Origin of the sequence: Streptomyces sp. NPDC001536, from assembly GCF_042894505.1 — a bacterium.
Classification (GTDB): Bacteria; Actinomycetota; Actinomycetes; order Streptomycetales; family Streptomycetaceae; genus Streptomyces.
Genome location: NZ_JBIAVQ010000002.1, coordinates 85674 through 109640, shown reverse-complemented (window position 1 = coordinate 109640; position 23967 = coordinate 85674). Strand labels below are relative to the sequence as shown.

Here is a 23967-nt window from a genome sequence, read left to right as displayed (position 1 = left end):
GGGGGGTTCCGTGCGGGTCGAGCAGTCCGCCCCAGTCCTCGGCGTCCTTGAACCAGTCGCCGGACGGCTCAGCGGCGGGCATATTCGCGGAAGCCACGGCCCGTCTTGCGGCCGAGGCAGCCCGCGGCCACCAGGTGCTCCAGGAGCGGGGCGGGAGCCAGGCCCGGGTCCCGGAACTCGCGGTGCAGGACCTTCTCGATCGCGAGCGAGACATCGAGCCCGACGACGTCCAGGAGCTCGAAGGGACCCATCGGGTAGCCGCCGCCCAGCTTCATCGCGGCGTCGATGTCGTCGAGCGACGCATAGTGTTCCTGGACCATCTTGATGGCGTTGTTGAGGTACGGGAAAAGCAGCGCGTTCACGATGAAGCCGGCTCGGTCGCCGCAGTCGACCGCGTGCTTCCTGATCTTCACGCAGACCTCGCGGACCGTGGCGTGGACGTCTTCGGCGGTGAGCACCGTGCGGACGACCTCGACCAGCTTCATCGCCGGCGCCGGGTTGAAGAAGTGCATGCCGATCACGTCCTGGGGACGCGAGGTGGCGCGGGCGCAGGCGACGACCGGCAGCGACGAGGTCGTCGTGGCCAGGACCGCGCCCGGCTTGCAGACCTTGTCCAGCGCCGCGAACAGCTGCTGCTTGACCTCCAGGTCCTCGGCGACGGCCTCGACGGCCAGATCGACGTCGGCGAAGGCGTCGTAGGAGCCCGCCGCCGTGATCCGGTCCAGGGTCTGCGCGGCGGCCTCGGCGGTCATCCGCCCCTTGTCGACGGAGCGCGACAGGGACTTGCCGATCCGGGCCTTGGCGGTCTCGGCCTTCTCCTCGCTGCGGGCGGCGAGGACGACCTCGTACCCGGCCTTGGCGAAGACCTCGGCGATGCCGGAGGCCATGGTGCCGGAGCCCGCGACACCGACGGAACGGATCGGACGGCCGGGGGTCTCGGAGCCCGCGGTGGCCGGGGTCAGGGTGTCCGCCACGACCGTCGCGCTGCCCGGAGCCTCGTACGAGTAGAAGCCACGGCCCGACTTACGGCCCGTCAGACCCGCTTCGCTGAGCTGCTTGAGGATCGGCGCGGGGGCGTGGAGGCGGTCCTGGGACTCGGAGTACATGGCCTCCAGGACGGTGCGCGCGGTGTCGATGCCGATCAGGTCGAGCAGGGCGAGCGGACCCATGGGCAGTCCGCAGCCGAGCCGCATCGCGGCGTCGATGTCCTCACGGGAGGCGTACTTCGCCTCGTACATCGCGGCGGCCTGGTTGAGGTAGCCGAACAGCAGCCCGTCGGCGACGAATCCGGGGCGGTCGCCGACCGCGACGGGCTCCTTGCCGAGGGCGAGGGCGAGATCGGTGACCGCGCTGACGGCGGCCGGCGCGGTCAGCACCGAGGAGACGACCTCGACCAGCCTCATCGCCGGCGCCGGGTTGAAGAAGTGCAGTCCGAGCACCCGCTCGGGACGCGCCGAGTCGGCGGCGAGCCGGGTGACGGACAGCGCGTTGGTGCCGGTCGCCAGGATCGTCTCGGGGCGCACGATCGCGTCGAGTTCACGGAAGATCTGGTGCTTGATCTCGTACGACTCCGGCGCCACCTCGATGACCAGGTCGGCGTCGGCCGCGGTGCGCAGGTCGGTGGAGGTGCGGACCCGGGCGAGGACGTCGGCGCGCTCCCGCTCGGTCAGCCGGCCGCGCTCCACGGCGCGGGCGGTCGAGGTCTCCAGGGCGGCGACGGCCTGGGCGGCCGCGGCCTCGCTGATGTCGATGCCGACGACCTCGCGGCCGGCCTTGGCGAGGACCTCGGCGATGCCGGTGCCCATCGTGCCGAGGCCGATGACGGCAATGGTCTGCAGCGGGGACAGAGGGGTGTCTGACAGGGGAGCGGCCATCGCGGGACTCCAGGAATGAGGGTGACGACTGGGAGCGCGACCCGGTACGCCCGAAGGCGCACCGGGTGCGTGGAAGATGCGGGTGTTGCCGGGCTGCAAGCGCACACGCCCGGTGGTGCGGTGCCGTCGTCACGGGCGTGCACACGCCCGGAGAACGGTGGAGCCGACCGGCCCTGTCCCGGGGCCACGTCGTACTGCGGTACCTGAGGTACCGAACCGACTGCTCTCGCGCCGGCTGCGTCACCAGGCCGGCGCAAGGAGTTCCGCGAGTGGGTAACTCGCTCGTCTGAGCTTAACCGGCGGGTAACGAGCGCGCTAGTCCCCGTGTTTGTGATGTACGTCCCGGGAGGTCGGCGACCGTCCTAGGCTGCCTGTCATGGACGAAGAGTTGCGATCACTCACGGAGCGCTTACGGCAGGAGTCGGGGGCGTCGGCGGCGTACGGGCGGCTGACGGAGACGAAGGACCTCGACGAGTTGGCGGACGTGCTGGTCGAGCCGGGGCAGCCGCTGTGGGCGAGGGAGCTCGCCGCGTTCCGGCTGGGGGTCGCGGGCGACGCGCGTGCCTTCGAGTCCCTCGTCCTGCTGCTCAACCACCGTGATCCGCAGCGCTGCGCCTCCGCCGCGTACGCCCTGGCCCGCCTCGGCGACCCGCGCACCGCCCGCGCGGCGGCCGCCCTCGCCACCAACGAACTGCGCGTCGCCTACGCCCTGCACCCGGTCCGGCTGCTGACCGAGCTGCGCGCTCCGGAGTCGGTGCCCGCGCTCGTCACCACGCTGGAGCGGCGGTTGCGCCCGCACGACCCCTACCGGCGGGTGGCGCTCGCCTGTGTGGAGGGTCTCGGGGAGCTGGGCGACGCCCGCGCGCGGCCGGTACTGAACGAGGCCCTGGCCCATCCGGTGCTGGCGGAGGCGGCGGTGCGGGCGCTGGGGCGGATCCCGAGGCCGCGCTAGAGCGTGCGCAGGTACCGCACCTCGGGCACCGCGACCCCGTCCACGTCGAAGGGTTCCTCGGCGCCGTCCGCCCGGAAGCCCGCCCGTTCGTAGAAGGCGCGGGCGCGGGTGTTGCCCTTGAGGACCCAGAGGTACATGCGTGGGTGACCGGCGGCGGTGCACTGCCGTACCGATTCCTGGAGGAGGGCGTGCCCGGTGCCGCTGCCGAACCGCTGCGCGTCCACGTAGATCGCGTACAACTCGGCGCCCCCGGTGCGCACTTCGCCGTCCCGGTACGGACCGTGCGCGGCCCAGCCCAGAAGTTCGCCGTCCTGTTCGGCGACGAGGTTCACCACGCTGCCGTCGGACTGCCGGAACCGTTTGCGGCGGCGCTCGGCGTCCTCGGACACGCTCAGCGCGTCCAGATACGGCTGCGGCATGAGCCCCCGGTAGGCGTTCTGCCAGCCCCGGATACGGATCTCGGCCACCCGGTCGCAGTCCGCGAGCGTCATCTCGCGTACCCGCGGACCGCTCACTGACCCACCACCGCGAACGCCTCGACCTCCATCAGGAATTCGGGCTGTACCAACGCCGCCACCTGCACCGCCGACGCGGCCGGCAGACGGTCGTCGGGTATGTGCTCGGCCCGGGCCGAGCGGATCGCCGGCATGTACTCCATGTCCGTGACGAAGTAGGTGAGCTTGACGACGTCGTCGAAGGCCGCGCCCGCGGCGGCCAGAGCGAGCCGCAGATTCTCGAAGACCTGGCGGGCCTGGGCGGTGGGATCGCCCTCGCCGACGAGCTTGCCGTCCTCGTCCAGGGCGAGCTGGCCGGAGATCGCGACGAACGTGCCGGTGCCCAGCACGACATGGGAGTACTGGGCGGCGGGGGCGAGCCCGTCGGGGGCGGGAATCCTGGTCAGCTCACTCATGCGTCCATGGTGGACCATGGCACTGACAACGCCCCCGACGGGCCGTCACACCGTGCTCGGCGGACCGCTCAGCCGCGGAAGCCGAGCATGCCGTGCAGTGTCGAGCCCCGCGCCGAGGCCGACGCCGAGCTCAGCGGCTTCGGGTCGGGCAGCGTGTCGCACACCGCGTCGACCTCGCCGCCACCGCGCGGCACCGTGCCGTCGGTGAGATACGCCGCCAGGTACTTGTCCAGGCAGGCGTTCCCGCTCAGCGTGATGCCGTGGTTCCCGCCGCCCTGCTCGACCACCAGGCTGGAGCCGCGCAGCAGACGGTGGACCGTCACGCCGCCCTGGTACGGGGTGGCCGCGTCGTCCGTCGCTTGGAACAGCAGCGCCGGAGGCAGCTTCGCGTTGGCCACGTTCACCGGCCGCAGCGAGTTCGTCGGCCAGAACGCGCACGGCGCGTTGTACCAGGCGTTGTTCCAGGTCATGAACGGTGCCTTCTCGTACACCGCCCAGTTGTCGTTGCGCCACTGGTTCCAGTCGCGTGGCCAGTCGGCGTCACGGCACTGCACCGAGGTGTAGATGCTGTAGCCGTTGTCGCCGGAGGCGTCGACGGCGGCGAAGTTCTCGTACGCCTCGACCAGCGGGTCGGCGTTCTTGTCGTTCACGTACGCCGCGAACGCCTCCGCCAGGTAGGGCCAGTAACCGTTGTAGTAGCCGCCCGGGATGAAGGTGTCCTCCAGTTCGGAGGCGCCCACCTTCCCGCCGGCCGGTGTCTTGGCGAGGGCCGCCCGCATCGCGTACCACTTGGCCTCGATCTTCGCCGGATCGGTGCCGAGCTTGTACGTGGAGTCGTACTTGGCGACCCACGCGAGGAACGCGCGGTGGCGGTCGTTGAAGGCGTAGTCCTGCGCGAGGTTGTCGTCGTACCAGACACCGGTCGGGTCGACGATCGAGTCGAGGACGAGGCGTCGCACCCGGTCGGGGAAGAGCTTGGCGTAGACCGCGCCGAGATAGGTGCCGTACGAGTAACCGAAGTAATTGATCTTCTTCGCGCCCAGGGCGGCACGGATCGAGTCCATGTCCCGGACGGCCTGGACCGTGTTGATGTACGGCAGCACATCGGCGTACTTCTTGCCGCAGGCCTGCGCGAAGGACTTGGCGCGCTGGAGGTTGGCCTTCTCGATGGCCGGAGTGCTCGGCACGGAGTCGGGGCGGACCGGGTTGAAGTAACCGGGCTTGCAGTCGAGCGCCGGTTTGCTCTTGCCCACACCGCGCGGGTCGAAGCCGATGACGTCGTACTGTGCCGCGACCGCCTTGGGCAGCGAGCCGGCGACGAATCCCGCGAGGGTCAGACCGCTGCCGCCGGGGCCGCCGGGGTTGACCAGCAGCGGGCCCTGGGACTTCTTCGCGGTGTGCGGAACACGGGACAGGGCGAGGGTGATCTGCCGCCCGTGCGGGTTGCGGTGGTCGAGTGGGACCTTGAGGGACGCGCACTGGAGCGTCGGGTAGTTCGTGGTGCCGCAGCTCTTCCAGGTGAGCTTCGCGGCCTGAGCGGAGTCCGCGGTGCGCGGAGTGCTCGCGTCGGCGGGCAGGGCCGTGAACGAACCGGCCACGACGACGGAAACGCCGCACAGCACGGCTGCGCGTTTTCTCATGGAGTCCTCCCAGGACGGAGGGTTTCGGGCCGCGGGTGTCACGGTCCACGCGGCATCGTCCCGGAAAGCGCGCCTGGAAGAACGGGTTCTGGCAAGACTTGACCCTATTGGGTCGTGGTTTGCCCCCGAACAATCTCAAATCAGCGTGAGTTGGGTTCCTTCGGACAGGTCGGGCGCGGACGGCTCGGGCTCGGGCAGGCGCCGGGGCATGACCGCGTCCGCGGGCCCGATGCCGTACTCCCGGGCCAACTCGTGGACCTGGCGGGTGATGCGGCGCTGGTACCACTTCGGCGCGTAGGAGCCGTCCGCGTACAGCCGTTCGTACCGGCGCACCAGATGCGGATGATGCCGGCCCAGCCAGGCCATGAACCACTCCCGCGCCCCGGGCCGCAGATGCAGCACCAGCGGGGTCACGGAGGTGGCCCCGGCGGCGGCGATCGCCCTGACCGTGGCCCGGAGTTGAGCCGGTTCGTCGCTGAGGAACGGGATCACCGGCGCCATCAGGACACCGCACCCGATGCCGTGCTCGGCCAGGGTCCGTACGACCTCCAGGCGGCGCTCCGGGGCGGGCGTGCCCGGCTCCACGGTGCGCCACAGCTCCGGATCGACGAAGCCGACCGAGACGGAGATCCCGACGTCCGTCACCTCGTGCGCCTGCTTCAGCAGGTCGAGGTCGCGCAGGATCAGCGTGCCCTTGGTCAGGATCGAGAAGGGGTTCGCGTGGTCGCGCAGGGCGCCGATGATGCCCGGCATCAGGCGGTAGCGGCCCTCGGCGCGCTGGTAGCAGTCGACGTTCGTGCCCATCGCGATGTGCTCGCCCTGCCAGCGGGACGAGCCGAGCTGGCGGCGCAGCAGCTCGGGAGCGTTGGTCTTGACGACGATCTGGGAGTCGAAACCGAGGCCCGTGTCGAGGTCCAGATAGCTGTGCGTCTTGCGTGCGAAGCAGTACACGCACGCGTGCGAGCAGCCCCGGTACGGGTTGACGGTCCACTGGAAGGACATCCGGGAGACCGCGGGCACCCGGTTGATGATCGACCGGGCCCGGATCTCGTGAAAGGTGATCCCGCTGAACTCCGGTGTGTCGAAGGTGCGGGTGACGACCGCGTCCGCGCCGAACAGCGCGGTGTCGTCGGCCCGGCTGTGGCCGGAGTCCGCTGTGAGGTTCTCCCAGCGCATGACGCCTCCTCGGTAGCACTGCCCACAGAATAGAACACATGTTCCCTTGATCGTGCGGGTGTGGGATGTGAAGGGTTTGCGGGGCCCCGATTTGGGCGGGCGGGGACCGGGGTGGTTGGCTTGCCCAAACCCCCGAGAAATCAGGTCCTGGAGGAAAAATGGCGCAGGTCGAGGCCACTACGGAGCGGGTCGTCGCGGCGGACGCGGAGAAGGTGTTCGACGCCCTCGCCGACTACAGCGGCACGCGCGCGAAGGTGCTGCCCCAGCACTTCAGCGAGTACGAGGTGCGCGAGGGCGGCGACGGCGAGGGCACCCTCGTCCACTGGAAGCTCCAGGCCACCAGCAAGCGGATCCGTGACTGCCTGCTCGAGGTCAGCGAGCCCACCGACGGCGAGCTCGTCGAGAAGGACCGCAACTCCTCCATGGTCACCACCTGGCGGGTCACCCCGGCCGGCGAGGGCAAGTCCCGCGTCGTCGTGAGCACCGTCTGGAACGGCGCCGGCGGCATCGGCGGCTTCTTCGAGAAGACCTTCGCCCCCAAGGGGCTCAGCCGGATCTACGACGAGGTGCTCGACAAGCTCGCCACCGAGGTCGAGAAGTAGAGACAAGTCCCCGGTGTTCGAGGGCTGTTGAGCCCCTCACCGGTTCGAGTGGATCTCCGTGCGCCGCTCCGTTCTGCCGTAACTCGTCGCGCTTGCTCGCAGTTGTCGCTTTACGCGGGAATTGTGAGGGTGCGACGAGGGGAGCGGCAAGGTGCGCGGGACCACTCTGGTGCAAGGCGGAACGCGGGACGAACCGGCCGAGCAACCCCCGCCGATCCCCGCCCCGGCACCCGCCCAGGCCGTCGAACTCGGCCCGCGCCGGGTGCGGTTGATCTTCTTCGTGCTCATGCTCGCCCTGCTCCTGGCCGCCCTGGAGCAGATGATCGTGGCCACCGCGCTGCCGAAGATCGTCGGTGAACTGCACGGCCTGGACAAGATGTCCTGGGCGATCACCGCCTACCTGCTGACCTCCACGATCGGCCTGCCGATCTACGGCAAGCTCGGTGACCTCCTCGGCCGCAAAGGCGTCTTCCAGTTCGCGATCGTCGTGTTCGTCGTCGGCTCCGCGCTCGCGGGGCGTGCCGAAACGATGGACCAGCTGATCGCCTTCCGCGCGGTGCAGGGCGTCGGGGCGGGCGGCCTCATGATCGGTGTGCAGGCGATCATCGCCGACATCGTGCCCGCCCGGGAGCGCGGCCGCTTCATGGGACTCATCGGTGCCGCGTTCGGCCTCGCCTCCGTCGCCGGGCCCCTGCTGGGCGGCTACTTCACCGACCACCACTCCTGGCGCTGGTGCTTCTACTTCAACGTCCCCTTCGGCGTCCTCACCCTCGTCGTCGTCACCGTCGTCCTCAAGCTGCCCAGGCCGACAACGAAGCCCCGGCTCGACCTCCTCGGCGCGCTGCTGCTCGCCGCCGCCTCCACCTGCCTGGTACTGCTGACCAGTTGGGGCGGCACCGAGTACGCGTGGGACTCGCGCGTCATCCTGGGACTCGGCGCGGGCGCGGTGGCCTCGACCGTGCTGTTCCTTCTCGCCGAGCACTTCGCGGCCGAACCCCTCATCCCGCTGCGGCTGTTCAGGGACTCGGTCTTCAACATCACCGGTCTGGTGGGCCTCGTGGTGGGCGTGGCGCTCTTCGGCGCCGCGAGCTACCTGCCCACCTTCCTGCAGATGGTGGACGGCGCGAGCGCCACCGAGTCCGGGCTGCTGATGCTGCCCATGATGGGCGGCATCGTCGGCGCCTCCGTGATCGTCGGCCAGCTCATCAGCCACACCGGCCGCTACAAGATCTACCCGGTCCTGGGCAGTGCCCTGTCCGTCTTCGGCATGTGGCTGCTGTCCCGGCTGGAGGCCGACACACCCCGGCTGCACTACAGCCTCTGGATGGCCGTCCTCGGCGCCGGCATCGGCATGGTGATGCCGGTCCTCATCCTCGCCGTCCAGAACTCGGTGCGCCCCGCCGACCTCGGAACGGCGACCAGCGCCAACAACTACTTCCGGCAGATCGGAGGCAGCGTCGGCGCCGCGATCTTCGGCACCCTCTTCGCCGACCGGCTCACCGACGCCCTCGCCGAACGGCTGCCCACGCGCGCGGGCGAGCGGCTGCCGGACGCCGAGTCCATCACCCCGCAGCTCGTCCACGCGCTGCCGCCCGAGCTGCGGGACCCGTACATCCGCGCCTACGCCGACGCCATGCCGCGGATCTTCCTCTACCTCGTGCCGGTCCTCGTCCTCGGCCTGCTCATCGCCTTCTTCCTCAAGGAGAAACCACTGGTGTCCCACAACGCCGCCGAAATCGAGCCCGCGCCCGTGAACGCCCCGATCCCGCAGGCCCGTACGCCCCACGTCGCCGGAATCCCCGTCTGCGGCACGGTCCAGCACCCCGACGGGACCGTCGTACCGCGCGCGGCGCTCACCCTGATCGACGTCGCCGGACAGCAGATCGGCCGCGGGGCGAGCGGCGAGGACGGGCGGTACGCGCTGTCGACGCCCGGCTCCGGGGCCTACGTCCTGATCGCCGCGGCCGGTGGCCACCAGCCGCAGGCGGTCTCCGTGACGGTCGGCGAGCGGCCCGTCGAACTCGATGTCGTCCTCGGTGGCGCCGGACGCCTCGCCGGAAGCGTGCTGACCGCGGACGGCACCCCCGTGCGCGACGCCACCGTCACCCTCACCAACGTCCACGGCGAGGTCGTCGCCACCACCCGCAGCGGCCGCGAGGGCGGCTATGTCATCACCGAACTCGTCGCCGGCGAGTACACCCTGGCCGCCAGCGCCCCCGCGTTCCGTCCCGCCGCGCTCCCCGTCACCGTGCAGGCCTCCCGGGAGACCCGGCAGGACGTCGAACTCGCGGGCGGCGCCGTGCTGCGCGGCACCGTGCGGGCCGGCGGCGGAAGGCCCGTCGAGGACGCGCGCGTGACGCTCCTCGACGCGGCGGGCAATGTCGTGGACACCCTCACCACCGGAGCCGACGGCACCTTCCGGTTCGTCGACCTGTCCTCCGGCGAGTACACCGTCATCGCCGCGGGCTACCCGCCCGTCGCCACCGTCCTCCAGGTCGCCGGCGGCGGCCGTACGGAACGGGATCTCCAACTCGGACACGAAGACTGAAAACCCGTCAGTAACCCCGACACGCCCCCAACCGGCAGGTTCCGCCCGGCCCGGGGGCGCGGGGGCGCGCGCGGTGGTGATTCGGCGGGGTCAATTCCCGCGTTGCCGCACATCACAACTCACCGCAGCCGTACGGTGGATTAGGCGGCACAGATCTTGCGGAGCCGTGGGAGAAAGGGCCTGGGCCATGGAAGACGGCACCGACCGTGGCACCGAGAGGGACACACCTCCTGGCCACGGAGCTGGGAACGGCGCGGCGGAACACGCCGCGACCGGCCGTATTCCGCTGGCCGTGGTCCTGGTGGACCGCGACGGCCTCGTGTCCCACTGGAGCCGCGGTGCGCGACGGCTGTTCGGCGCCGCCAAGGAGGAGGCCATCGGCCACCCGGCGGTCGACCTGCTGCCCGTCTCCGGCGCCCTGCCCGACGAGGAGGACCCCACGCCGTACGGCGTGTACGCCGCCTACGACGGGTTAGGCCCCGACCTCGAGTCCTCCCTCGACGGCAGGCTCTCCTACCCGGCCGCGGGCCGCGCCCGTCTCACCGTCTCCGAGCCCGACCGCCTGGACGTCCTGTGGTGGGCCTACCCCCTGGTGGGCCCCGGACGGGAGCGGCTCCTGGTGCTCGCCGCCGACGCGGGCGCCCTGCGGTCCGACGACCCGGACGACGACATCGCCGTCGAGCGGATCGCCCCCGCCTTCGCCCTGCACACCGACTTCCCGGGCGCCGAGGAACTGGCCCGCCGGCTCCCCGAGATCCTGCCCAGCATGAGTGTCGAGGAGAGCGCGCGGATCGTCGCCCAGATCCTCGAACTGGGCTATCCCGTGCTGGAGTTCAGCCAGAACGACCGGGTGCCCGTCACCCCCGACTGGGGTGTGCCCCGCCGTCTCGAACGCCGGGCGCGCCGTGAGCGGGCCGCGCGGGCCGTGGCCGAGGGGTTGCCCGTCCCGCAGGAACTCACCGACGAGGGCGAGGACCTGGAGTACGCCGCCGTACGCGAGCGCCTGGAGTTCCTCACCGAGGTCAGCGGGCGGATCGGCACCTCCCTGGACCTGTCCAAGACCATCATCGAGGTCAGCCGGGCCGTCGTGCCCCGCTTCACCGACGTCGCCGGCACCTATCTCCGGGAACAGGTCGTCGCCGGCGAGGGGTTCCCCGACGGTGTGCCGGACACCACCACCATGTGGCACCGGGTCGCCGTCGAGCACACCGACGAACCCGGCCGCTGGGACGACGTCGTGCCGGTCGGCGAGGCCATGCCGTTCCCGGCGCACACCCCGTTCTTCCAGTGCATGACCAGCGGCCTGCCCGTCCTCGTGCCGCGCATCAGCGAGCAGATGGGCCACGCCATCGCCTCGCAGTTCGAGAAGCGCGACATCCGGCCGCTGATCACGGGCCGTTCGATGCTGGTCGTACCGCTCAAGGCCCGCAATGTGGTCCTCGGTTTCATGATCCTGCTGCGGCACCCCGAGCGCGTCGAGTTCAACGACATGGACCGGGTCACCGGCGCCGAACTCGCCGCCCGCGCGGGCCTCGTGCTCGACAACGCGCGCATGTACACCTACCAGGAGTCCGTCGCCGAGACGCTCCAGGACAGCATGCTGCCGCACATCCCGCCGCGCATGGCGGGCTGTGACATCGCCACCCGCTATCTGCCGGGCACCCTGCTCGGCCGGGTCGGCGGTGACTGGTTCGACTCGGTGAAACTCCCCGGCGCCCGCACCGCCCTCGTCGTCGGCGACGTCATGGGCCACGGCCTCAACTCGGCCGCCATGATGGGCCAGTTGCGGACGGCGGTGCAGACCATGGCTGCCCTGGACCTGCCGCCCGCCCAGCTGCTGCGCAACCTCGACGACCTCGCCCAGCGCCTCGGCGACACCTACCTCGCGACCTGCCTCTACGCCGTGTACGACCCGATCGCGAGCGAACTCCACATCGCCAACGCCGGGCACATCCCGCCGGTGATCGTGCACGCCGAGGACGGCCGCAGCGAACTCCTCGACCTGCCCACGGGAGCGCCCATCGGCGTCGGCGGGGTGGCCTTCGAGTCGGTACGCGTACGCGTGCGGCCCGGCGACCGGCTCGTGATGTGCACCGACGGCCTGGTCGAGGTGCGTGGCGAGGACATCGGCGTGGGCCTCGCGACCCTGTGCGAGTCCGCCGCCCACCCGGCCGCCTCCATGGACGACGCCTGCGACACCATCATCCGCGCCCTCAACACGCGCGGCGGCCGCAAGGACGACGTCGCCCTCCTGATGGCCCGCCTCAACGGCATCGAGCCGGACGACGTCGCCGAGTGGCGGCTCTCCCCGGACCCGGTGGAGGTCGGCCGGGCGCGCTCCGTGGTGCGCGAACAGCTCCACGACTGGGACCTGGCCGGGCTCGCCGACACGGCCGAGCTGATGGTCAGCGAGCTCGTCACCAATGCCGTACGGCACTCCCACGGCCGTCCCCTGGAGCTGCGCCTCGTCCGCGGAGACACGCTGCTGTGCGAGGTGGACGACGACGACCACGATCTGCCGACCCTGCTGAGCGCCAAGCCCGAGGACGAGTTCGGGCGTGGCCTGCGCATCGTCTCCACCTTGGCCCGGGAGTGGGGCACCAGCCGGACGAAGGCCGGCAAGACCGTCTGGTTCGAACTGACGTTGCCGCGCCGCTGAGGAGCCCCCGGGGCGCACGGGGCGTGAGGGCGTACGCATGTCATACACGGCGTGAAGGAATGCGCCGCGCTTGTAGCCGTGACCAGGGCGCGATAGACCGTACTGGCCCGTCACTTGAGGCGGGCCATTGCCGCATCCTGGGGAGTTGGGCATGAGCGTGACGAGTCGGTACCGGGAGGCCTGGGAGAGCTTCTGGAGCGAAGCTCCCGACGGACAGGGGGCGGTGTTCTGGGACGCGGAGCCCGCGCTGACGGCCGGCCTCCACCTCGCCCTGTTCGAACCGCATGTGACCGCCCCCGCCCTGCCCATGGTCGACCTGGGCTGCGGCAACGGCACCCAGACCCGGTTCCTCGCCGACCGCTTCCGGCACGTCCTCGGCGTCGACCTGTCCGAGGCCGCCGTCGGCCGTGCCCGGGCCGCCGATCCGGCCGGCCAGGCCACCTACCGGGTGCTGGACGCCGTGGAGAAGGGCGAGGCGGAGTCGCTGCACGCGGAGCTCGGCGACGCCAACGTCTACATGCGCGGCGTGCTCCACCAGTGCGAGCCCGCCGACCGCCAACCTCTGGTGGACGGGCTCGCCGCACTGCTCGGCGAGAGCGGCCGGGGCTTCCTCGTCGAGCTGTCCGAGGCCGCCAAGCCGATCCTGATGGGCCTGGCCCAGCACCCCTCAGGCCCGCCGCCCAAGTTGGCGCCGATCTTCCGGCACGGCATCGCGCCTGGCGAGGTCTCCGACGACGCGGTCCCGGAGTATGTGCGCGCGGCCGGGCTCACCGTCCTGGCGAGCGGCGAACTGCCGCTCACGACCACGGAGTACGACCCCGACGGCACCCGGATCGAGCTGCCGTCGAAGTGGCTGGTGGTGGGGCGTACGGCCTGAGGGATCCGGGCACTGGTCTGAGCCGGTGACGGTTGTCCACAGGCCTGACGGGACGCGGCACAACCGCGTAGCGTGAGGCGGCATGAAGATCCTCATCAGCGCCGACATGGAGGGCGCCACGGGCGTCACCTGGCCGGCCGACGTGCTGCCGGGGACGCCGCAGTGGGAGCGGTGCCGCGCGATGTTCACCTCGGACGTGAACGCGGCGGTGCGGGGCTTCTTCGACGGCGGCGCCGACGACGTGCTGATCAACGAGGCGCACTGGACCATGCGCAACCTCCTCCTGGAGCGCCTCGACGACCGGGCGGAGATGCTCACCGGACGGCACAAGTCTCTGTCCATGGTGGAGGGCGTGCAGCACGGCGACGTGGACGGCATCGCCTTCGTCGGCTACCACGCGGGCGCCGGCGCCGAGGGCGTCCTCGCCCACACCTACCTCGCCAACTCCATCACCGGGGTGTGGCTGAACGACGTACGGGCGAGCGAGGGCCTGCTCAACGCGCACGTGGTCGCCGAGTACGGGGTGCCGGTCGTCCTCGTCACCGGCGACGACGTGGCCTGCGAGGACGCCCTCGGCTACGCGCCCGAGGCGCTGAAGGTCGCGGTCAAGGACCATGTCTCGCGGTACGCGGCGGTGTGCCGGACACCGGCCAGGACCGCCGCCGACATCCGCGCGGCGGCCAAGGAGGCCGCCGCGCTCGCGGTGCGTCACGAGCCGGTGCAGGCCGGGCCGTTCACCGTCGCCGTGGAGTTCGACGCCGAGCATCTCGCCCTGGCCGCGACCGTCGTGCCGGGGGTCGACCGGATCGGTGAGCGGAAGGTGGGGTACACGAGCGCCACCATGTACGAGGGAATTCGCACCTTCAAGGCGGTCACGACGATCGTCTCGGCCGCGGTGGAGGAGCAGTATGGCTGACGGACAGGCACTGGACGAGGTCGTGACGTTCACCTCCGACCTCATCCGTATCGACACCACCAACCGGGGCGGCGGCGACTGCCGGGAGCGGCCGGCCGCCGAGTACGCGGCCGCGCGGCTGGCCGAGACGGGCCTGGAGCCGGTGCTGCTGGAGCGCACCAAGGGCCGCACCAATGTCGTGGCGCGCATCGAGGGCACCGATCCCTCGGCGGACGCGCTGCTCGTCCACGGTCATCTGGACGTGGTGCCCGCCGAGGCCCGGGACTGGAGCGTGCACCCGTTCTCCGGGGAGATCCGCGACGGGGTCGTCTGGGGCCGGGGCGCGGTCGACATGAAGAACATGGACGCGATGATCCTGGCGATCGTCCGCGCCTGGGCGCGCGAGGGGGTACGGCCCCGGCGCGACATCGTCGTCGCGTTCACCGCCGACGAGGAGGCCAGCGCCGAGGACGGCTCCGGGTTCCTCGCCGACGAGCATCCCGGGCTCTTCGAGGGCTGCACCGAGGGCGTCAGCGAGTCCGGGGCGTTCACCTTCCACGACGGCGGCGGACGCCAGATCTATCCCATCGCGGCCGGCGAGCGGGGCACGGGCTGGCTCAAGCTCACCGCGCGCGGCCGGGCCGGACACGGCTCCAAGGTGAACAAGGAGAACGCGGTCACCCGCCTGTCCGCCGCGATCGCCCGCATCGGCGCCCACGAGTGGCCGCTGCGGCTCACCCCGACCGTCCGCGCCGCCCTCACCGAACTGTCCCTCCTGTACGGCATCGAGCCCGACCTGGACAACGTCGACCGGCTCCTGGAGAAGCTCGGCCCGGCCGCGAAGCTCGTCGAGGCGACCGTGCGCAACAGCGCCAACCCGACGATGCTGGACGCCGGTTACAAGGTCAACGTCATCCCGGGCGAGGCCGTGGCCCACGTCGACGGGCGGTATCTGCCCGGCGGCGAGGACGAGTTCCGCGCCACCCTCGACCTGCTGACCGGACCCGATGTGGACTGGGAGTTCCACCACCACGAGGTCGCGCTCCAGGCGCCGGTGGACTCGCCCACGTACGCGAGGATGCGGGCCGCCGTCGAGGAGTTCGCGCCCGAGGGGTACGTGGTGCCGTACTGCATGTCCGGGGGCACGGACGCCAAGCAGTTCTCGCGCCTCGGCATCACCGGATACGGATTCACACCGCTGAAGCTGCCGGAGGGCTTCGACTACCAGGCCCTCTTCCACGGGGTGGACGAACGGGTCCCGGTGGAGGCGCTGCACTTCGGCGTCCGGGTCCTGGACCGCTTTCTGCGCACGGCCTGAGCGACTGGGGGAGAAGTGGAGACGCTGGCGTACGGGTCCTGGCCCTCGCCGATCGACGCGGCACTGGCCGCCGCGCACGACGGGCATCCCGAGTTCGTGGGCTTCGTCGGCGACGAGGCCTGGTGGACCGAGCCACGCCCCACCGAGGGCGGCCGGCGCACGCTGGTGCGGCGGCGCACCGACGGTGTGACGGAGCCGGTGCTGCCGGCGCCGTGGAACGTCCGCAGCAGAGTCATCGAGTACGGCGGACAGCCCTGGGCGGGGACGGTCGTGGACGGCGAACCTCTCGTGGTCTTCGTGAACTTCGCCGACCAGCGGCTGTACCGGTACGCGCCGGACGGCGAGCCCAGCCCCCTCACCCCGGTGTCCCCGGTCGGCGGCGGCCTGCGCTGGGCGGACCCGTTGCTGCTCGCGGACCGCGGTGAGGTGTGGTGCGTGCTGGAGGAGTTCACCGGCGACGGGCCCGGCGACGTGCGCCGGGTCCTGGCCGCGGTGCCGCTGGACGGCTCGGCCGCCCAGGACCGGGACGCCGTACGCGAACTCGCCGACGCCCGGCACCGGTTCGTGACCGGTCCCCGGATCTCGCCCGACGGGCGCAGCGCGGCCTGGATCGCCTGGGACCACCCGCGGATGCCGTGGGACGGCACGGAACTGGTGCTCGCCGGAGTTCGGCCCGACGGCACGCTCGGCGAACCCCGGACCATCGCCGGCGGGCCCGAGGAGTCGATCGTCCAGGTGGACTGGGCCCACGACGGAGCCCTGCTGTACGTGAGCGACCGCACCGGCTGGTGGAACCTCTACCGCGACGGCGCACCGCTGTGCCCGCGCGAGGAGGAGTTCGGCGGCCCGCTCTGGAAGCTGGGCCACCGCTGGTTCGCCCCGCTGGAGAGCGGTCTGATCGCCGTCGTGCACGGCCGCGGCGCCACCGCGCTCGGGATACTGGACCCCGAGACCGCGGAGGTCGTCGACGCGGCGGGCCCCTGGACCGAGTTCGCGCCCACCCTCGCGGTGCACGGCGAGCGGGTCCTCGCCGTCGGCGCCAGCCCGCGCAGCGCCCACGAACTGGTGGAGCTGGACACCCGGACCGGCCGGGCCCGGGTGATCGGCGCCGGACACGACGACGCCGTGGACCCCGCGTACTACCCCGAACCGCAGATCCGCACCTTCACCGGACCCGCCGGACGCGACATCCACGCCCACATCTACCCGCCGCACCACCCCACCTGCGTGGCCCCCGGCGACGAACTGCCGCCGTACGTCGTCTGGGCGCACGGCGGACCCACCAGCCGCGCCCCCCTCGTCCTCGACCTGGCGATCGCCTACTTCACCTCGCGGGGCATCGGCGTCGCCGAGGTCAACTACGGCGGCTCCACCGGGCACGGCCGGGAGTACCGCAACCGACTGCGCGAGCAATGGGGTGTCGTCGACGTCGAGGACTGCGCGGCCGTCGCCCAGGCCCTCGCCGACGAGGGCACCGCCGACCGCGACCGGCTGGCGATCCGCGGCGGCAGCGCCGGCGGCTGGACCGCGGCCGCCTCCCTCGCCGCGACCGACGTCTACGCCTGCGGCACCATCGTCTACCCCATCCTCGATCTGACCGGCTGGGGCGAGGGCGAGACCCACGACTTCGAGTCGCAGTACCTGGAGACCCTGGTCGGGCCCCTCGCCGAGGTGCCCGCACGGTACGCGGAGCGCTCGCCCACCGAGCACGCCGACCGCATCACCGCGCCCTTCCTGCTGCTCCAGGGCCTGGACGACGTGATCTGCCCGCCCGTGCAGTGCGAGCGGTTCCTGGCCCGCATGGAGGGCCGGCGGGTGCCGCACGCCTACCTCGCCTTCGAGGGGGAGGGGCACGGGTTCCGCAGGGCGGAGACGATGACCCGGGCGCTGGAGTCCGAACTCTCCCTGTACGCCCAGGTGTTCGTCCTGAACCCGCCCGGCATCCCGACTCTGGAGCTCACCAAGTGAAGGACCTCGTCAGACCGGCCCGCCTCGCCCCCGGTGCCCGTGTGGCCGTCGTCGCGCCCAGCGGTCCGGTGCCCGAGGAGCGGCTCCAGGCCGGACTGGACGTCCTGCGCGGCTGGGACCTCGACCCGGTGGTGGGGCCCCATGTGCTGGAGCGGCACGGCGACTTCGACTACCTGGCGGGCACCGACGCGGACCGGGCCGCCGACCTCCAGAGCGCCTGGTGCGACCCGTCCGTCGACGCGGTGCTGTGCGCGCGGGGCGGATACGGCGTACAGCGGATGACCGACCTGCTCGACTGGGAGGCGATGCGGGCCGCCGGGCCCAAGGTGTTCGTCGGCTTCAGCGACATCACCGCGCTGCACGAGGCGTTCGCCGTCCGGCTTGGCCTCGCCACCCTCCACGGGCCGATGGCCGCGGGGGTCGACTTCATCAAGAACGCGCGGGCACAGGAGCACCTCAGGGCCACGCTGTTCGCACCGGAGTCCGTCCGCACGATCGCCTCCGGCGGCGGGACCCTGGTTCCCGGACGGGCGCGGGGCGTCACCCTCGGCGGCTGCCTGTGCCTGCTCGCCGCCGAACTGGGCACCCCGCACGCCCGGCCCTCCGCGCGCGGCGGGCTGCTGTGCCTGGAGGATGTGGGGGAGGAGACGTACCGCCTCGACCGCTACCTCACCCAACTCCTGCGCGCCGACTGGTTCGACGGGGTGCGAGGAGTGCTGCTCGGGTCGTGGCACGAGTGCGGTCCCTACGAGAAGGTGCGGGCGCTGGTCGCCGACCGACTCGGCGGGCTCGGGGTGCCCGTCGTGGAGGAGTTCGGGTTCGGGCACTGCGAAGGGGCGCTGACCATGCCCTTCGGAGTGACGGCCGAACTCGACGCCGACGCGCGCACGTTGACGCTCGACGAACCGGCCCTTCGCTGACCGGTCGTCAAGAAAACACCCGTCACGGTGATTGACCTCCTTTGACACGTGTCACACGCTGGCTACCGACCGGTTCCTACCGGTCGGTACGTCGGGTTGTCCTCAGCGTGGAGGTCTCGTGTCTCGTCGTGTGCTCGGATACAGCGTTCCGCTCGCTCTCCTGCTCGGTGCCACCGTCGTCACCCCCGCTCCCGCCACCGGCCAGTACACCGTCACCGCCCTGAAGTTCACCGTGCGGGCCGGTGATCGCACCTGCACGATCGACGCCGATCTGTACCGGCCCACCGGTGTCGGCCGCGCACCCGCCGTGCTGGCCACCAATGGCTTCGGCGGCAGCAAGTCCGACGGTTCCACGGACGGCATCGGCAAGGCCTTCGCCGAGCGGGGCTATGTCTCGCTCGTCTATTCCGGCCTCGGATTCGGTGCCTCCGGCTGTCTGATCTCGCTCGACGACCCGGACATCGACGGCACGGCCGCCTCGAAGCTGGTCGACTTCCTCGCCGGCAAGCGGGCCGCCGACGACGGCACCAAGGCCGACTTCGTCGCCCTCGACGGCAAGGGCGACCCGCGCGTCGGCATGGTCGGCGGCTCCTACGGCGGCGCGATCCAGCTGGCGACGGCCGCCGTCGACCACCGTGTGGACGCCCTCGTCCCGCTGATCACCTGGAACGACCTGGCGTACTCCCTCGACCCGAACAACGCCGACGCCCACGGCCCGGTGCCCGGCGCCTTCAAATGGCAGTGGGCCAACGGTTTCTATCTGATCGGCGAGAGTCAGCCGCTGACGGCGCCCAACCTCGACCCGTCCCGGATCAACTCCCTGGACTGTCTGCACTTCGTCACCGAGGCCTGCCGGACCATCCGCACCCTCAACTCCGGCAGCTACCCCGCCGACCGGACCGCCGAATTGCTCTTCTACTCCCGCAGTGTCTCCCCGGTCGGCTACCTCGGCCGCGTGAAGGCACCCACGCTGCTCGTCCAGGGACAGGCCGACAGCCTCTTCAACCTCAACGAGGCGACGGCGACGTACAAGACCCTCAAGGCGCAGGGCACCACGGCCAAGATGATCTGGCAGTCCTGGGGCCACAGCGGCGGCATGGCGGCGGGCGAGCTCGACCTCGGGCAGGGGAATCTGGAGTCCACGTACGTCGGCAAGCGGATCCTCGCCTGGTTCGACCGCTACCTCCGGAAGAACAAGGGCACCGACACCGGACCGGCCTTCGCCTACTACCGCGACTGGATCACCGACCCGACCGGCACCTACGCCACCGCCGACCGCCTGCCCGCACTCAGCCGGAAGCTGTACCTGTCCGGCGACGGCAAGCTCGTCGTCAACCGCTCCAAGGTGACCCGCGGCAGCCGGACGTACACGAACTGGCTCGTCCCCACCAGCCACTCCGAGAGCTCGCTGGCCGGGACGCTCGGCCTGCCCGACCCGGCGCCCTACGACACCGAGGGCACCTACCTCGGCTGGACCAGCGAGCCGCTCACCCGGACCACCGACGTCGTGGGCGCGCCGAAGGCCACCCTCAAGGTGGTCTCGCCGAAGGCCGAGCGGACGCAGCACTCCGGGGACGCCGCCGACAAGCTCGTCCTGTTCGCCAAGCTGTACGACATCGCGCCCGACGGCACCAGGACGCTGGTGCACCGGCTGGTCGCCCCGGTCCGGGTGCCCGACGTGACAAAGAGCTTCACCGTGACCCTGCCGGGGATCGTGCACCGGTACGAGAAGGGGCACCGGCTGCGGTTCGTGGTGGCGGCGAGCGACGACGCCTACGTCGGCAACCGGGGGATCAAGCCGGTGACCGTGGTCAGCTCACCCGGGAACACCGGGGTGCTGGAGCTGCCGGTGACCGGCGGCTGATTCACCCGGTGGGCGGCCCCGCCGCGCGGGGCGGGGTCCTCGGGCCCACCCTGGTCGCATGAGCCCGAAGACCTCGGAGAGCGGCAGTGCCACCAGCGGCAAGGGCGGCGCCCTGACGCCCGCCCGGGCGGTCGTCCTGCTGCTCGCCGTCCTCGCCCTGATCTTCATCTTCGAGAACACCCGCGCCACCAAGATCAGACTGCTGATCCCCGAGGTGACGATGCCCCTGTGGATGGCGCTGCTGGCCACCGGGGTCATCGGCGCCCTGTGCGGGGCGTATTTCATGAAGCGCCGGAACTAGTCCGTCGTAGGGTGGCGGGATGCCGCACACCGCATCCCGCTATCTCGTCGAGGGCCCCCGCGTGGGCATACGCCACATCGGCTACGAGGACGGCGCCGAGTTCACCGCCCGGGCCCGGGAGAGCAAGCAGCTGCACCAGCCCTGGCTGTTCCCCCCGGACAGCGCCAACGCGTTCACCGCGTACGCGGGACGGCTCATCGAGGACCCGACCAAGGCGGGGTTCCTGGTCTGCGAGAAGGACGGGGAGCACGGCGAGGGGGCCATCGCCGGGTTCATCAACATCAACAACATCGTCGAGGGCGCCTTCCTGAGCGGGGCGCTCGGATACGGGGCCTTCGCGCACGCCGCCGGGCGCGGTCTGATGCGGGAGGGGCTGGGGATGGTCGTGCGCTACGCCTTCGGCGGGATGCGGCTGCACCGGCTGGAGATCAACGTGCAGCCCGCCAACACCGCCTCCATCGCCCTCGCCCGCAGCTGTGGCTTCCGCCTGGAGGGCTTCTCGCCGGACATGCTCTACATCGACGGGGCCTGGCGGGACCACGAGCGCTGGGCCATCACCGCCGAGATGATCAGGAAGTGACGCCGATGCGGACGCGAGTGGTGCTGGACGCCCCTTCCAACCTCGGGCTGCGTCCGCCCGCGCCGGGCACCGTCCCGGGCTGCTACAAGCTCGCCGGTGCCCTGCGCGAGCAGCGGATCGTGCAGCGCCTCGGCGCCCTGGAGGGCGGGGTGGTCGTGCCGCCGCGCTACGACCGGGGCGACTGGCAGGAGGGCGACGGGGTCTTCAACGCGGCCGCCCTCGCCGGCTACACGGTGAAGCTCGCCGACCGCATCGAACGCCATGTGCGGGCCGGGGAGTTCCCCGTGGTCCTCGGCGGTGACTGCTCCATCCAGCTCGGCGCCTCCCTCGCGCTGCGCCGCCTCGGCCGGTACGGCCTGGCCGCCGTGGACGCCTCCGCCGACTTCCGCCACCCCGGCAACTCCGAGCGGATCGGCGCGGCCGGCGGGGAGGAGATGGCGCTGGCGACGGGGCGCGGCCAGGACGACCTGACGAACCTGGAGGGGCTGAAGCCGTACCTGCGGGACGAGGACGTACGGCTCTTCGGCAACCGTGACGCGTTCGAGGACGACCGCGGTGAACTCGCCGCCCTCAAGATCCCCGTCGTCACCGTCGGGGGCATCCGCGAATGGGGCGCGGACGCCCTCGCCCGGGCCACCGCACAGGCCTTCGAGATCCCCGAACTCGACGGATTCTGGGTCCACTTGGACGCCGACGTCCTCGACCCGTCCGTCATGCCCGCCGTGGACAGCCCCGACCCGGACGGACTCCTGCCCGACGAACTCGTCGCCCTGCTGCGGCCGTTGCTCGGCTCCGCGCACTGCGTCGGACTGAACGTCACCATCTACGACCCGGACCTCGACCCGGACGGCTCGGCGGGCGCCCTCCTCGCCGACATCGTCGTGTCCGCCTTCCCCGGACCCGCCGCCTTTGCGTAATCCTGACCCGTAGCGCCCCTGTTCAGCTCCCCGGCGAGCGGCTTCCATAGCGATCGTGACGACGATCCGACGTGAGGTACTGACGCTGCCCGCCGCGGAGTTGGGTCCCGACAACCCGCTGCCCCCGCTACGGCCGCTCGACGAGCTCCACCGCGTCGACGACCGCGACGACCTGCCGGCGCAGATGGCCCGGCAGATCGGCTACGAGCCCCTGCGCAGCCTGCTTCCCGTGCACCTGAGGGACGGCTACGACCGGGTGCGCGAGCCGCGCGGGATCGACGCCCTCGTGATCGAGAACGACCGGCTGCGGGCCACCGTGCTCCCCGGTCTCGGCGGCCGGATCGCCTCCCTCCTCCACAAGCCGTCCGAGCGCGAACTCCTCTACCGCAACCCGGTGTTCCAGCCCGCCGCCTTCGCCCTCAACGGCGCCTGGTTCTCCGGCGGCATCGAATGGAACATCGGCGCCACCGGCCACACCACCCTCGCCTGCGCACCCCTGCACGCCGCCCGCGTCCCCGCTCCGGACGGCGGCGAGATGCTGCGCCTGTGGGAGTGGGAGCGACTGCGCGACCTGCCCTTCCAGGTCGACCTCTGGCTGCCCGACGGCTCCGACTTCCTGTACGTCGGCGTCCGCGTCCGCAATCCGCACGACCGGCCGGTGCCGACGTACTGGTGGTCCAACATCGCCGTGCCGGAGCGGTACCGGGTGCTCGCACCGGCGGACGAGGCCTGGCACTTCGGATACGAGCGACGGCTGCGGACGGTGCCGGTGCCCTCGTACGAGGAGATCCGGCGACTCCCGCACGCGGCCGACTACTTCTACGACCTTCCCGACGCCCGGCGGCGCTGGATCGCCGCCCTCGACGAGGACGGGCACGGGCTGGTGCAGACGTCCACCGACGTCCTGCGCGGACGCAAGCTGTTCGTCTGGGGTTCGGGGCCGGGCGGCCGGCGCTGGCAGGAGTGGCTCACCGCACCCGGCACCGAAGGCTACTGCGAGATCCAGGCGGGCCTCGCCCACACGCAGTTGGAGCACGTACGGCTGGACCCGGAGAGCGAGGTGTCCTGGCTTGAGGCGTACGGGCCGCTGCACTCCCCGGCACAGGCGGGGAAGGCGGAGGAGCGGCTCGAAGCCGTCCTCCCGCGCGCCGACGTCGACGCCGCGTACGCCGCCTGGAAACCGCACGCCGACACCGAACCCGGCGAGATCCTGGCCACCGGATCCGGCTGGGGCGCCCTCGAAGTGCTGCGCGCCGACCGGAAGTTGCCCGGCACGCCCTTCGACGGCAGCACCCTCGGCGAGGCACAGGAACCCTGGCTGGAGCTGCTGCGGTCCGGCGCGCTGCCGGAGCCGCGCCGGGTGCGGCCGCCCGGCGAGACGCTCGTCGCCCGGCACTGGCGGGACATGCTGGAGACCGCGCCCGCCGGCCCGCACACCGAGTACCACCTCGGCGTCGCCCAGTGGCACGCCGGTGACCGGGCGCAGGCGGTGCGGAGCTGGGAGCGGGCCCTTGAACTCGCCCCGTCCGTCTGGCCGTTGCTGCGCTGCCTGGCCGTCTCCGACCAGGAGGTCGGCAACCGGGAACGGGCCGCCGAACGGTACGCCGAGGCCTTCGACGACCTGTGCCGGGAGCGGCGCGACGCGGGGGAGGCCTGGACGGCGGCCACGGCCGCGCTCGGGCGCGAGGCGATCGAGGCGCTGCTCGCGGTGGGGCGTACGCGGGACGCGCGGTCGGTGTGGGCGCGGCTGCATCCAGGGACGCGGGCGCGCGGGCGATTCCGGTTCATCGAGGCCGGGTTGCTGGTCGCCGAGGGCAGGCGGGAGGAGGCGCGGGCCGTGTTCGAGGAGGGCTTCGAGGTCGCCGACCTGAGGGAGGGCGCGGAGGCCGTCGGGCGGCTGTGGGAGCGGGTCAGCGACGAACCGCTCCCGGAGCGCTACGACTTCCGCATGCGGTGACCAGGCGCC

Annotated in this window: 19 protein-coding genes; 14 read left to right on the top strand and 5 right to left on the bottom strand. The window is 71.6% G+C overall.

Going from position 1 to position 23967, the window contains the following annotated elements; translation table 11 throughout:
• Positions 1 to 68: 68 nt before the first annotated feature.
• A complete protein-coding gene (locus ACFY0U_RS05740) occupies positions 69 to 1874 on the bottom strand; it encodes a 3-hydroxyacyl-CoA dehydrogenase family protein (RefSeq protein ID WP_388630749.1) in 1806 nt (601 codons plus the stop codon).
• A 376-nt stretch (positions 1875 to 2250) separates the two neighbouring features.
• On the opposite strand from ACFY0U_RS05740, the gene ACFY0U_RS05735 reads away from it, so the two are divergent.
• Complete coding sequence (locus ACFY0U_RS05735; protein ID WP_388630746.1) at positions 2251 to 2826, top strand: adenylosuccinate lyase; 576 nt, start codon at positions 2251 to 2253, stop codon at positions 2824 to 2826.
• On the opposite strand, the gene ACFY0U_RS05730 is transcribed toward ACFY0U_RS05735, so the two are convergent.
• The 4 genes from ACFY0U_RS05730 to ACFY0U_RS05715 all read right to left on the bottom strand — a co-directional run bounded on the left by ACFY0U_RS05730 (position 2823) and on the right by ACFY0U_RS05715 (position 6552).
• Positions 2823 to 3341, bottom strand: a complete 519-nt coding sequence (locus tag ACFY0U_RS05730) for a GNAT family N-acetyltransferase (protein ID WP_388630743.1) — start codon at positions 3339 to 3341, stop codon at positions 2823 to 2825. The genes ACFY0U_RS05735 and ACFY0U_RS05730 overlap by 4 nt on opposite strands.
• Entirely contained in the window at positions 3338 to 3736 is a 399-nt protein-coding gene (locus ACFY0U_RS05725) for a RidA family protein (RefSeq protein WP_388630740.1), read from the bottom strand. Before ACFY0U_RS05725 ends, ACFY0U_RS05730 begins: the two co-directional genes overlap by 4 nt.
• 68 nt (positions 3737 to 3804) lie before the next feature.
• On the bottom strand, positions 3805 to 5376 hold the full coding sequence (locus ACFY0U_RS05720; protein ID WP_388630737.1) for an alpha/beta hydrolase: 1572 nt from the start codon (positions 5374 to 5376) through the stop codon (positions 3805 to 3807).
• A gap of 135 nt (positions 5377 to 5511) precedes the next feature.
• A complete protein-coding gene (locus tag ACFY0U_RS05715) occupies positions 5512 to 6552 on the bottom strand; it encodes an Rv2578c family radical SAM protein (protein WP_388630734.1) in 1041 nt (346 codons plus the stop codon).
• Positions 6553 to 6710: 158 nt separating this feature from the next.
• On the opposite strand from ACFY0U_RS05715, the gene ACFY0U_RS05710 reads away from it, so the two are divergent.
• The 13 genes from ACFY0U_RS05710 (at position 6711) to ACFY0U_RS05650 (ending at position 23958) form a co-directional block, all read left to right on the top strand.
• A complete protein-coding gene (locus ACFY0U_RS05710) occupies positions 6711 to 7154 on the top strand; it encodes an SRPBCC family protein (RefSeq protein ID WP_388630732.1) in 444 nt (147 codons plus the stop codon).
• A gap of 151 nt (positions 7155 to 7305) precedes the next feature.
• The gene (locus ACFY0U_RS05705) at positions 7306 to 9702 is read left to right on the top strand and encodes an MFS transporter (RefSeq protein ID WP_388630729.1); all 2397 of its coding nucleotides are present in this window, start codon (positions 7306 to 7308) and stop codon (positions 9700 to 9702) included.
• Positions 9703 to 9889: 187 nt separating this feature from the next.
• Positions 9890 to 12361: a SpoIIE family protein phosphatase gene (locus ACFY0U_RS05700; RefSeq protein ID WP_388630726.1), complete on the top strand. Its 2472-nt coding sequence runs from the start codon at positions 9890 to 9892 to the stop codon at positions 12359 to 12361.
• 151 nt (positions 12362 to 12512) lie between these two features.
• A complete protein-coding gene (locus ACFY0U_RS05695) occupies positions 12513 to 13238 on the top strand; it encodes a class I SAM-dependent methyltransferase (protein WP_388630723.1) in 726 nt (241 codons plus the stop codon).
• Between the two features lie 82 nt (positions 13239 to 13320).
• A complete protein-coding gene (locus ACFY0U_RS05690; RefSeq protein WP_388630720.1) occupies positions 13321 to 14154 on the top strand; it encodes a M55 family metallopeptidase in 834 nt (277 codons plus the stop codon).
• Positions 14147 to 15451 (top strand): M20/M25/M40 family metallo-hydrolase, encoded by a 1305-nt coding sequence (locus ACFY0U_RS05685; RefSeq protein ID WP_388630717.1) that lies wholly within the window; start codon positions 14147 to 14149, stop codon positions 15449 to 15451. The genes ACFY0U_RS05690 and ACFY0U_RS05685 overlap by 8 nt, the downstream gene beginning before the upstream one ends.
• Before the next feature lie 15 nt (positions 15452 to 15466).
• Positions 15467 to 17419, top strand: coding sequence for an LpqB family beta-propeller domain-containing protein (locus ACFY0U_RS05680; protein WP_388630714.1), 1953 nt, complete (start codon positions 15467 to 15469; stop codon positions 17417 to 17419).
• Positions 17416 to 18339, top strand: a complete 924-nt coding sequence (locus ACFY0U_RS05675) for an LD-carboxypeptidase (protein ID WP_388630711.1) — start codon at positions 17416 to 17418, stop codon at positions 18337 to 18339. Before ACFY0U_RS05680 ends, ACFY0U_RS05675 begins: the two co-directional genes overlap by 4 nt.
• A 118-nt stretch (positions 18340 to 18457) precedes the next feature.
• Entirely contained in the window at positions 18458 to 20203 is a 1746-nt protein-coding gene (locus ACFY0U_RS05670) for a CocE/NonD family hydrolase (protein ID WP_388630708.1), read from the top strand.
• Between the two features lie 58 nt (positions 20204 to 20261).
• The gene (locus ACFY0U_RS05665; RefSeq protein WP_388630705.1) at positions 20262 to 20504 is read left to right on the top strand and encodes a DUF1049 domain-containing protein; all 243 of its coding nucleotides are present in this window, start codon (positions 20262 to 20264) and stop codon (positions 20502 to 20504) included.
• 19 nt (positions 20505 to 20523) lie between these two features.
• Complete coding sequence (locus ACFY0U_RS05660) at positions 20524 to 21084, top strand: GNAT family N-acetyltransferase (RefSeq protein WP_388630702.1); 561 nt, start codon at positions 20524 to 20526, stop codon at positions 21082 to 21084.
• 5 nt (positions 21085 to 21089) lie between these two features.
• Complete coding sequence (locus ACFY0U_RS05655) at positions 21090 to 22001, top strand: arginase family protein (RefSeq protein WP_388630699.1); 912 nt, start codon at positions 21090 to 21092, stop codon at positions 21999 to 22001.
• A gap of 46 nt (positions 22002 to 22047) precedes the next feature.
• Positions 22048 to 23958, top strand: a complete 1911-nt coding sequence (locus ACFY0U_RS05650; protein WP_388632344.1) for a DUF5107 domain-containing protein — start codon at positions 22048 to 22050, stop codon at positions 23956 to 23958.
• Positions 23959 to 23967: the final 9 nt, after the last annotated feature.